This window comes from Nostoc paludosum FACHB-159 (assembly GCF_014698835.1).
Taxonomy (GTDB): Bacteria; Cyanobacteriota; Cyanobacteriia; order Cyanobacteriales; family Nostocaceae; genus Nostoc; species Nostoc paludosum.
In genome coordinates, this window is sequence record NZ_JACJTU010000070.1 from 1 (window position 1) to 11,936 (window position 11,936).

General features: G+C 38.6%; 6 protein-coding genes and 1 pseudogene. 1 reads left to right on the forward strand and 6 read right to left on the reverse strand.

Going from position 1 to position 11,936, the window contains the following annotated elements; translation table 11 throughout:
• The coding region (locus tag H6H03_RS35105; RefSeq protein WP_313932007.1) for an IS4 family transposase at nt 1–824 on the reverse strand (824 nt) is incomplete at its 3' end.
• Nucleotides 825–1,023: 199 nt separating this feature from the next.
• Here H6H03_RS35105 and H6H03_RS35110 point away from each other — a divergent pair.
• Nucleotides 1,024–1,909, forward strand: a pseudogene (locus H6H03_RS35110) (transposase); the annotation flags it as partial.
• A 311-nt stretch (nt 1,910–2,220) separates the two neighbouring features.
• Here the strand turns inward: H6H03_RS35110 and H6H03_RS35120 are convergent.
• From H6H03_RS35120 to H6H03_RS35140, 5 genes are all read right to left on the reverse strand, one after another.
• Nucleotides 2,221–2,901, reverse strand: a complete 681-nt coding sequence (locus H6H03_RS35120; protein ID WP_190959636.1) for a DevA family ABC transporter ATP-binding protein — start codon at nt 2,899–2,901, stop codon at nt 2,221–2,223.
• Nucleotides 2,902–2,977: 76 nt separating this feature from the next.
• Entirely contained in the window at nt 2,978–4,150 is a 1,173-nt protein-coding gene (devC, locus tag H6H03_RS35125) for an ABC transporter permease DevC (RefSeq protein ID WP_190959637.1), read from the reverse strand.
• Between the two features lie 21 nt (nt 4,151–4,171).
• Nucleotides 4,172–5,362 (reverse strand): ABC exporter membrane fusion protein, encoded by a 1,191-nt coding sequence (locus tag H6H03_RS35130; RefSeq protein ID WP_190959638.1) that lies wholly within the window; start codon nt 5,360–5,362, stop codon nt 4,172–4,174.
• Between the two features lie 21 nt (nt 5,363–5,383).
• Nucleotides 5,384–6,697, reverse strand: a complete 1,314-nt coding sequence (locus H6H03_RS35135) for an MFS transporter (protein ID WP_199339197.1) — start codon at nt 6,695–6,697, stop codon at nt 5,384–5,386.
• 1 nt (nt 6,698) lies between these two features.
• Nucleotides 6,699–11,906, reverse strand: coding sequence for a non-ribosomal peptide synthetase (locus H6H03_RS35140; protein WP_190959639.1), 5,208 nt, complete (start codon nt 11,904–11,906; stop codon nt 6,699–6,701).
• Between the last annotated feature and the right edge of the window lie 30 nt (nt 11,907–11,936).

Here is an 11,936-nt window from a genome sequence, read left to right on the forward strand (position 1 = left end):
TTATAACCACCGCTCTTAAAATCTCTAAACATCTCTTCAATATCAAAACGTTGTTTATAAGCTCTAATAACTGAATCTAAATCATCTAAGTTGGTAAGGATAAACCAACCCTCCTCCGGCGCAACCCCTAAACGTTTACGCTTCCATTTAGCAGCAAGATTAAAGCTAACAAACCCAAGGGATTTTGTATATTTAATGCCTTGGTAAAAGAAGGAAAGACCAGGCGCTAAACCTAAATTTCTTAATTGCAGCCAAATTTCCGGTTCTATTTCTATAAATGCATCTTTCTTTAAGCGTAAACAGAAATATACTTTCTGCTCTGTTAGCCAGTTAGCCAGCTTTATCGAGCAAAATTCACGGTCTCCTAACACTACAGTTTTATAATTATTAAAAAGCGGCAATGCTTTTTTGAATACTGTTTCTTGTTCATCAAAATTGCTTGAACCTAATTTTTCTAATAGCTTAAAGTATATTGGGATAGACCTTTTATCCCAAACCACACTAATCATTAACAAATTAATGCACCCCCAATTAGTCCGGTCAATTACTAAATAAATAACTTCATTTAAGGGAAAATATATCTCTAACCAGCTTTTAACAATTGGGAACCAAATTTCTTCAATATTTATGTAATTTAATGACAAAAATCTTTGAACTTTCTTTCTTCTACTTTCAAAAAATATGGGAATAGGTAAAGCAGTAGCCAGTGCTTCAATGCTAACACTTTTAATAGATTGTAATAAATTTATTAGGATTTTTAGTAATAAATATTCTGCACGTCCCAATTCTCGCTTGAGGTTTGTCTCGTAGAATTCTGGTAATATTATCATTAAATAGAGCTTGTTGCGAATGAAGGCTCTTTTTCTTTTACCACAAATTGCTACACTCTTTGTAATATAAGCATTCTAGACCATTTTGTCCCCCCGCAAGGGGCTATGAAGCTTATACAGCAAGCACTTTAACTCGCTTGTCGCCCCTTGAACACTGCTACAGTGCCTGCTACCACAAATAAATGCTACGACGATGCGGCAATTAAACCAGATAATTCTGGCGATGTTAGCAATGAATGGAAGAGTCACCATGTTGGGAATTTCTCGTTGGGCAGGCATTGGTGGTAGTTATCGGACGATGTTGCGGTTCTTTCATACAGTAATTCCTTGGGCAACGTTGTTTTAGCTATTTTTCCGCAAGCATTTGTTCCCTGCGAATGAGGTGTATTTGCTTGCAGGAGATGAAGTTGTAGTGAGTAAATCAGGAAAACTTTCCTTATGGGCTGGATAGATATTTTTCTAGCCTAGTTAGCAAACCGATATTAGGACTATCTTTTTTTACATTATCATTAGTAAGTGTTGAACGAAGGCACTCCTTTCCGATTCGGATAGAACAGGTAATCAAGAGCTATGTAGAAAAAAGTAGCCTGTCACCAACCCCAGAAATAAAACCTAAAGAGAAACATAAGCGTGGACGACCAAAAGGGAGCAAGAACAAGAATAAAACAGAGGTTATTCTCACATCTGAATTACTAAGAATTAAGAAGATGATTAATGAGCAAGTCTTGTTAATAGCTAACTTTATCCCTTTAACTTACTTAGTCTTAGATGGTCATTTTGGGAACAATAATGCTTTGCAAATGGCTCAGCAAGTTAACTTGCATATAATTTCCAAGTTGCGCCATGATTCTGCATTATACATACCTTACCAAAACCCTGATCCTAATCGTCGCTCCCGTCGTAAATACGGTAATAAGCTGGATTATTGTAATATACCTGACGCATATTTGTGTAAAAGTAGCTTTGAGGAGGATATCAAAACTGACATTTATCAAACTACTTTACTCCACAAGGAATTTGCTCAAGCACTAAATATAGTTATTTTAGTAAAAACCAATCTTAAAACTAATGCTCGTAGTTAGGACAAGTCGAAAAATTGACACTTTTTTCTATCATTATAATTATTTCATTCCCAACAAGTTCTTGAAAATCAAATACTTTCATATCGGGGAGGTTCAGGATTTGTTCTACAGGAAATTTCATCACGCTCGCTTGAAATTTTACCGTGTTATAATACAAACTAATTTTTTCTGGTTATTTAAGTATGCTTAATATTTCTTAAATGCTTACAATACCTGTATTTCAAGTCTCAATAACACTAAATTAAAGTCGTTAAAATTTAGTAACTTTTAATTGTCACCATAAAACTGCCGGAAGAACCGATTTTTGTTTAAGTCCCGTTAAGCAAATAACCATCTTCCATGTGGACAAGGCGATCTGCAATATCAAGGATACGGTCATCATGTGTAACTAACAAAATTGAACAATCTTGTTTTTTTGCAAGTTCTTGCATGAGTTTAACAACATCGCGACCACTATTTTTATCTAGAGATGCCGTAGGTTCATCAGCAAGAACAATCTTTGGTTGAATCACTAAAGCACGAGCAATTGCCACCCTTTGTTTTTGTCCTTCAGAAAGATGTTCAGGATAGTAATTTACACGATGCTTTAAGTGAACTAGCTCTAATATTGATTCTGCTCTCCGGCAAAGTTGCTGTTTTGAAAAATTAGAACACAAATTAAGAGACATCTGAACATTCTGTGAAGCAGTTAAAAATGGAACTAAATTATGCTTTTGGAAAATGTAGCCAATTTGACGACGTAATTGCAAAAGTTGCCTATCAGTTGCTTTGTAAAGTTCACAATTTAAAACCTTAGCACTTCCATTTTGAATTGATCGTAAACCAGCAATTAAAGTTAATAAAGTTGTTTTACCTGAACCAGAAGGCCCAGTTAAAATCACAATTTCCCCTGGCGCAATTGTCAAATTAATATTAAATAAAACTTGCTTGCGTAATAAGCCTTTACCAAAATAGTGATTGAGATTCTGAATAGAAATAACTGGTTGCATAATTTTATTTAACTAAGATTGTTTTCACATAAATTCTTAATATATAAAGAATTTAAATATTGGACAGCTTAACTATTTAGCGAAACAAATCTGCTGGGTCAGCAGACTGTAGTTTTTTCATAGCGAGTAAGCCAGCAAGAGAACACATAGTAATTGTAAGTAACAAGACTATTAAGGCTCGACTAAAAGTCATAAACATTGGCAAACGAGTTGCATCTTGCACAAATTGATATAAAAACATACATAAAACAAATCCAGGGATATAGCCCATCAAAGACATCAGAACAGCTTGCTGGATAATAATACTTACCAGATATGATTTGGAATATCCAATTGCCTTAAAGGTTGCATATATATATAAATTGTCAGCAATTTGTGAGTATAAAATTTGGTAGACAATAACTCCACCAAACACTAGACCTATAACTGTACCTAAATTGAAAATAAATCCAATTGGTGTTGATTCTGCCCAATGTTGTTTTTCAAGCTCCATAAACTTATTTAAAGTGATCAATTTCACGGGAATAGCATTATCACTTTTAGCAAACTTTTGAGAAAATTGTTTAATTATCTCTTCTGGTTTGATACCTTGCTCAAGTCTTATAACTCCAATAGCAACTTTTTCTAAAGGCATATTGAGTATTGTAGAGTAGTTTAAATCACTGGTAACTACTAACCCATCTTGAGACATTACTCCTCCTCCTAGTGAAAATAAACCAACAATGTTTATTTTTTTATTTGATAATTCAGTAGTAATCACACCTTTATTTTTAACCTCTGAAGCAACAGAGCCATATTCACCACTGGATAATTCATCGAATAAAACAGCATTTGGTTGTTGCAAAATCTTTAGTGATTGATTCACTGCTGATAAATTTAAAACTGGTTCATCAGGTCTAAATGCACATACACTTATAGTTTCTGTAACAAAATTTTCAGTATTTTTAAAATTTGCATCCGCAAAATAAAAAGGACTAGCTGATGCTACACCATTAATTTCTAAAACTCTATATAAATAATTACGAGGAAATTCTTTAATTCCGAAAAAATAGTTAGTATCGGCATGTAGTAAAACTAAATCTGCCTGAATAGCTTTATGCATGGTTACAGAATTTTCAAATAATCCATCGCGGAAAGCAAGCTGAATAAACATTAATAAGACTGCAAATGTTACACCTAAAACAGTAACTAACAAGCGAGATTTTTGATATGTTATTTGTAACCAAGCTATAGGAATTTTGGGAATCATAGGTAAACTCAAGCTATTGATTTAATTAATCTTAATTTTTGTTTCGACTTGCAAATTAATCAATTTAGCAACCTGTTCACTATCTAATGTATTGAGACGAATTTTAACTTCAACGACTCTAGCATCAACATCTAGAGTTTTATCCCCATTAAATATTTGCTTTTGTCCAACTTGTAAACCAATTTGTTCAACTGTTCCAGATAATTCTTTAGTTAATGAACTACTAGAAATAGTAGCTTTTTGCCCTAGCTTAATTTTACTAATTTCAGTTTCATAAACTTCAGCCATAACATACATATCTTTAGTTTGAGCTAAATCAACGATGCCATTATTACTAATACCTTCTCCAGCATAAGTATGAATTTTTAAAACTGTACCATCAATAGGGGATTTTACATAAGCTAATTCAAGGTCTGCCTCTGCTTCCAAAACTGCTGCTTTTGCTTGATCGAATTCTAATTGAGCGACTCGCACATCTTCGGGGCGAACTTCTTTGAGCTTTTCTAGGTTAGCTTCGCCCTCTAAAATCTGCTTGGGAAATGTTGAGAAAATTTGGTTGAGAGTAGATGTTTCTTCATTGATTTGCTCTTGATAAGTTGCTACATTTAAACGTTTAGTATCAATTTCTGAAGCCGCGATCGCACCTGCATCATATAGATTTTTATAGCGTAAATACTCTGTTTGAGCATTCTTAAATTCTGCATTTAAACGAGCAATCTTTGCTTTTTGAGTAGCGATTTGCCCCTGAAACTGAGCTTTTAAATTAGCAATTTGTGCTTGTTGAGCAGTAATTTCTGCTTTTTTGGCATCACCACTTTTTACTTTGTTGAGTTCTGCTTGAGAAACTTGGGCTTTTAGCTTGGCTTGTTGTAGTGCTGCTTGTAATTTATTCAAACTGTCTAGAATAGCAATTACCTGTCCACGCTTAACTTTGTCTCCTTCTTTGACAAATATTTGAGATACCCGCACATATTGAAGAGACGAAGAACCAGATAGACTAATAATTTTATTCTTAGGTTGTATACGTCCTAATGCTATAACGTTCTCACTAACATGAGGCTTAGACGTAGGATTAACTGTAATAACTTTTTGGCTTTCCTTCGCATCCCAGTAATTCAGAAAAAAGTGAAGTGGTAAAGCTATAGTAACTCCAAGACCTGCCAAAACTAAAGGTATGACTAAATTATTATTTAATTTGTCTTTGAGTTTCATGTTCTCATACTCGTAAAGTTGTTAGATGGTATCTGGTAATTCATGCTCTACCAGTCGTAAACGGGGATACTGATAAGCTGCGATACTTAAAACAATAGCTAAGACTCCTATAGTGATAAACATTAGGCCAATGCCACGGCCTGGCCCAACGCCAATAATTTGTCCGATACTTCCAGCTAACGAACCGTTGGGGGACATTAAAGGTTCAAACACATTGTCAGCTAAAGGCCCAGCAATAATATAAGACAACGGAAAAGATGTATCCGTGACCATTTGACGTATTGCAAAAAATCTTCCTTGCATTTCAGGTGCAACTTTTTTTTGAAAGAGGACTTGAGCGCAAGCATTAATAATTGGCCAACCTAAGAAGGTCAGAAAAGCTGCAAGAGTAATCAACTCAACCGAAGTGCGTAATCCAGCAATCAAAATGCTCAACCCACCTAGCATTTGAAAACCGAGAACGCTATGGATAAGGCGCTTTGGCCCGCCACGAGTGCTGATTATTAAACTGCCTATAAGCATACCGATGCCACTAACAGACACAATCATTCCGAGGACAGCAGATGATGTAAAAGACAATACTAATGGAGTAACTAACACTCCAACAGATCCCATTAAGAAATTGTTAGTGGCAAACAAAATTAATAGCCCTAACAGCCCTGGTCTAGCTGTGATGTATTGCCAGCCATAAATTATTTCTTTTAATAATGAATCTTTCTTGAGTGCCTCAGTATGACTAGCATTAATAGTTTTTGGTTCGGGGAATTTGATCAGCAATAAAGGTATTGTGCCTAAGAAAAATGTCACAACATCGATCGCTACAATACCTTGTAACTGAATAATGCCTATTAATACACCCCCCAACACTGGCGATATCAGCTGAGAAATTCCTTGACCCAACTGAATCATCCCACTTGCACGGTCAAGGTATTTTTTGGGAACCAATAAGGTAGTCGCAGCTGTGAAAGCTGGCACTTGGAAAGCACTGAAAGTAGAACTGGCGGCTGAAGCCAGGCAAATGTGCCAAGCTTCAAGCTTATCAACAAAAAGTAATGAGGCGATCGCTAAAGTGCTAAGACCGGCGCCAAAATCGCTGAGAATCATCACCCAACGACGGGAACAACGATCTACAAAAACGCCGGCTACAGGAGAAATTAAGCTCGACGGTAAGGTTCCACACAAAAGAATTAGGGCATACAGAGTCACAGATTTAGTATTCTGATATACCCAGATTCCTAAACCAAAGTGCGTCAGACCCGAACCAATGAGCGAAACTACTTGTCCTGACCAGATAAAGGTAAAAGTTTGCATTCCATACTTAGAGTGATGAGTCATTTTATTTGACTCCACTATTTACCTGTGCCTGATCAATGCAGACTTGCAAGCGATCGGCGAGAGTCTGGACATGAGGTTCGGTCATCATTGTTACATGGTCACCTGGAACAAAATAAACCTTCACAGGCTCGGCAGAAAACTTGTTCCACCCCCAGGCGGGATCTTCTAAAATCTCAGAGAACTCAGCTAAACTTCGTAAATCTTCAGGATTTTCTTCGCTAGCTCGGAAAAAAGTAATTTTAGTCTGGCGATCGTTGTATGGCTGATAAACATCGTAAGCTTGGCTGACAGCTTTGGTTACTTTCAAAAAACCTTGCAGTTGTTTTGTGCCGATCTGCGGTGGTAAAAGATTAGCTGCTTTCAATCTTTCCCCAAAATAATTTAATTGCCCCTCTGGATCTAAAGTAGAAAGAATATCTTGTGATAACTCAACTTTCTTGTCGAAAAAGCGTTCCATTAACCGAGCAAAAAGGTTCAAATTCTGGGTATCATCCCAATCATCTATCGGCTTTTGTAAGCTATGAACTGGAGACATTGTGTCTAAAATCGCAACTAAGCCTACCTCATGCCCTTGCTTTTGTAATTGTTGAGCCATCTCAAAGGCTACGAAACTTCCAAAGGAATGACCTCCCAAAAGGTAAGGCCCTTGCGGCTGAACTGTCTGTATCGCCTCGATGTAACAGCTGGCCATTTCTTCAATTCGGGCGTGGGGTTCCAACTCTCCATCAAGACCTCGTGGCTGTAAGCCATAGAATGGTTGTTCGGCATCTAAATAACGAGCTAGATGGTAAAATTCGATCACATCTGTAGCGCTTCCAGGTACACAGAAAAACGGTCGTTTTGAGCCATGCGGTTGAATTGCTACTAAGGGAGACCAAAGTGGGGTATCTGCTTTCTGGCTAATAATGCTAGCCATTTGTTCAATAGTCGGGTTGTGCAAAAGTGTAGCTAAGGGGAGATTTTTTCCCAGTTGCTCCTGAATCTGAGCCATCAGGTGGACAGCTAAAAGAGAATGACCACCAATTTCAAAAAAGTTGTCCTGGACTCCCACAGGATGAATACCTAAAACTTGTTCCCAGATGGCAGCAAGTTGCATTTCTAAAGCATAACGCGGTAGGACAAGTCCATGTTTTCTAGCAACATGAGAGTTATCTGGGGCTGGTAAAGCGCGGCGGTCTATCTTACCATTTGGTGTCAGCGGTAAAGCTTCTAGCACAACGAAGCTGGAAGGTATCATATACTTGGGCAAGAGTTTCGTGAGATTGTCCCTTAAAAAGGGAACGAAATTATCTGAATGATTGTTTTCTCCACTTGAGAAGTTAGCAAATAATCGTTGATAAAAAGGTGTTTGCTGAAAACTGTTTTTATAGTGATAAGAGACATATTCAAAGTTAATAATTTCTCCATTTTTTTTGAGTAAATGGCCTTTGATTGAATAATCTGGGTTGAGATTATTGCCACAAAGCTTCCTGGAACAAACCGCTTCAATGACATCTCCAGACGATACCTCAATTCCTGGCTCAAATACAGGAAAATAAACAGGAAGCCAGCAATGCTCGTGTTGCAGAATATCTATTTCTTCTCCTGCAATAGTATGCAAATTTAACCAAACTAAAAATCCATCCAATCGCCCATTTTTATGAATGTCAAATTTAACTTCATGGCAAGATTCAGTGCGAACAAATTCATTGAAGTTTAAGTTTTCAAAAATATCCACATTGGACAGAACATTTGTCTGAGGAAATTTTTTAATACATACTCTTAAATCAAATTGATATCCAACTTGTTCAAAGATTTTTTGGGTGTAGTGTCCCGAAGTTTTTGTAAATTGAGGATTTTCTAAGATTTCATCGGGAAGAGTCACCGCAGCAATCTTAGTAATGCTTCTTTCGGGAATCATCAAACCTTCTGGCTTGAGGAATCTTCTAGCGTTATTGATAATAACTGCTGCTCCTTCAGACCCACCAATTGCTCCCACAATTTCCGAAACACATACATCAGCAAGTTCTGGCAGATTAACTAAAGTGGCATCACCATGAATAATTGTAATTTTGTCTGTTAAACCTAAGTTGGCGATACAAGCTCTTGCCTGTTGACAAGTTTCTTCATTTCTTTCAATTGCGTAGATTTTTTTAGCGCCTGCTTCTGCACAAAATCTAGACAAAATTGCATCTTTACCAGTGCCAATTTCTACAACTATTTTATCTTTGACCAATTGATTAATAGCGACTTTATAACTATCATTGCGTCGATGGTCATTGGTCATCGCGTAATATAGTAATTCGTCATAGACATAGAATTCTGCTACGGAAGGCCATAATTCTACTTGACCATTTACTGATTTTTCTGGCTGGTGTAATGAGTTAATATTTTCCTGTTGTGGTACAACGTAGGCTACTAAGCGTTTGTTGTTCGGTTGATCTTCTCGTGCTATGACTACTGCTTCTTGGACTTCTCTTAGTTGGGAGAGTGCAGTTTCAATTTCTCCGAGTTCAATGCGGTAGCCGCGAATCTTGACTTGGCGATCGCTACGACCGAGAAATTCAATGTTACCATCTGGAAGATAGCGTGCGCGATCGCCTGTTTTATAAAGACGACTTCCAGGTTGCTTGCTAAACAAATTCGGGATGAATTTCTCTTGGGTCGCCTCTGGATCATTTAGGTAGCCAAGAGCAAGACCAACACCACCAATGTGCAGTTCTCCAGCTACACCAACGGGAACGGGTTGGAGATACTGGTCTAGGATATAAACTTGAGTATTAGCAATGGGGCGACCAATAGGCAGTTGACTGCTATCTTTAATATATTCAGCTATAGTTGCACAGACGGTTGATTCGCTTGGCCCGTAGGCGTTAAAGAAACGGCGGTTATTAGACCATTGCACTGCTAAATCCAAGCTACAGGCTTCACCTGCAACGATTATATTTTGTAAAGCTGGTAGTTCACTTGGGGGTAGAACAGCTAATGCTGACGGAGGTAGCGTCACATGAGTAATCGCTTGGTCATACAATAGTTTAATTAAAGGTGTCCCTGGTAGCAACTCCTCCGGTGTTGCTAAAACAAGGCTGGCTCCAGAACACAAGGTGACAAAAATTTCGGAGACTGAGGCATCAAAGCTAAAAGAAGCAAATTGCAGAACACGACTGTTTAACTGCACATCCCAGATACGAATCTTTACTTGCGCTAAATTACACAATCCTTGGTGAGCAATTAAGACTCCTTTGGGTTTTCCTGTAGAGCCTGAGGTGTAAATCGCGTATGCTAAGTTCTCAGGCTTAACTTCACTAACTGGATTTTCCTGACTTTCTTGAGAAATGATTTTCCAGTTTGCATCTAAGTAGACGATATGTGCCTGATGCTCAGGTAACTTTGCTGCTAACTTCTCTGTAGTTAACAACACCCTCACCTGTGAATCTGACAACATATAGGCTAAACGCTCTTGAGGATAAGCTGAGTCTAAGGGTACATAAGCACCGCCAGCTTTGAGAATACCCAAAACTCCAACGATCATCTCTGGAGAACGTTCCACACAAACACCCACCAGTACACCTGGCTTAACTCCTCGCGTTTGTAGATGATGTGCCAGCTGATTGGCGCGGCTGTTCAGTTGCCGATAGGTTAGTTGTTGCTCCTGAAACACCACTGCTACTGCATCTGGGGTGAGTTCCACTTGATCTGCAAACAACTGGTGAATACACTTGTCGTAGTCATACTCAACCTGGGTGTTATTCCACTCCACCAATAACTGATTTTGCTCAGATGCACTCAAAAGAGGTAATTGTGCGATTTTTTCCTGGGGATTTGCGACAATGCCCTCTAGCAAGTTCTGGAAATGCTGTGCCATCCGGGTAATTGTTGCCAAATCGAACAAATTGCTGTTGTATTCCCATACCCCTGTAAGCCCATTCTCTGTTTCTTCTACGAACAGGGTTAAATCATACTTGGCTGTGGTATTTTCAATTTCCAAAGCAGTTAAGGTGAGACCTGGCAGTTCTAAGGTTTGTGTCGCTGCATTCTGGAGAGTAAACCCCACCTGGAACAAAGGAGAATAGCTCAGATTCCGCTCTGGTTGGAGTTCTTCTACCAACTGTTCAAAGGGTGTATCCTGATGAGCATAAGCGTCTAAAGCCGTTTGCCGTACTTGGCTGAGTAACTCTAAAAAGCTGGGATTTCCCTGGAGTTTGGTACGCAGCACCAGAGTATTGACAAAAAAGCCAATTAATGGCTCAACTTCACTGCGGTTACGATTCGCAATGGGAGAGCCAACGACAATATCTTCCTGAGAGCTATAGCGTGAGAGTAAAATCACGAAAGCCGTCAGCAGTACCATAAACAAGGTTGCTCCTGACTGTTGGCTTAAAAGCCTCAGCTTGTGAGTCAGATCGGCATTTAGGGGAATTCGCTCAGTGCGGCCAGTGAATGTCTGCACTGGTGGACGCGGGCGATCGCTTGGCAGTTCTAATAAGGGAGGAATCCCCGCTAGCTGTTGTTTCCAGTAGGCTAACTGAGTTTCTAACACTTCCCCCCTCAACCATTGCCGTTGCCAGTGAGCAAAATCGGCATACTGGATGGGTAATTCTGGTAAAGAGGAAGGCACTCCCGTAGAAAAGGCTGAATACAAGCTAGACAACTCATGAATAAATATATCCACTGACCAGCCATCAAATACAATGTGGTGTATGGTCAATAACAGCACATGGGACTCTTGTGCTAATTTCAAGAGAACAACTCGCAGTAAAAGCCCATTTTCTAAATCGAACGGTTGCTCAGTCTCGTTTTTAGCCCAACGTTGCACAGCCGAGGACTGCTCGCTTGTTGGTAATGCTTGCAAATCTATAATTGGTAAAGTCACAGTCAAAGCGTCGGTAATCACCTGCACTGGCGATCCATTCACCATCTTGAACGTAGTCCGCAAGACTTCATGACGCTGCAAGATTTTTGCTAAAGCTTGCTCCAAGGCATTTACTTGAAGTTTACCGCTGAGTACTATACCAGCTGTCATGTTGTAGTTAGCACTCCCTGGTTCTAGTTGGTCTAGAAACCACAGTCGTTGTTGAGCAAACGACAGAGGGATTGCTTGATTTCTGGAAATTGGTAATATCTTTTGATTATCTGTTTGAGAAATGAGCTTTTGCTTGTTTAGCTTTTGCAAGACAAGTTCGCGTTTTTTTTGTGAGAGATGATCCAGACGTTTTAGCTGATTACTCATGATATTTATTCAATCGATAAATTACTAAGC

Bases quoted from the DNA above. Each gene is read 5' to 3' on its own strand.
- H6H03_RS35130 (WP_190959638.1), bottom strand. From the start codon at position 5,362: ATGAAACTCAAAGACAAATTAAATAATAATTTAGTCATACCTTTAGTT.
- H6H03_RS35140 (WP_190959639.1), bottom strand. From the start codon at position 11,906: ATGAGTAATCAGCTAAAACGTCTGGATCATCTCTCACAAAAAAAACGC.
- H6H03_RS35120 (WP_190959636.1), bottom strand. From the start codon at position 2,901: ATGCAACCAGTTATTTCTATTCAGAATCTCAATCACTATTTTGGTAAA.
- H6H03_RS35135 (WP_199339197.1), bottom strand. From the start codon at position 6,697: ATGACTCATCACTCTAAGTATGGAATGCAAACTTTTACCTTTATCTGG.
- devC (WP_190959637.1), bottom strand. From the start codon at position 4,150: ATGATTCCCAAAATTCCTATAGCTTGGTTACAAATAACATATCAAAAA.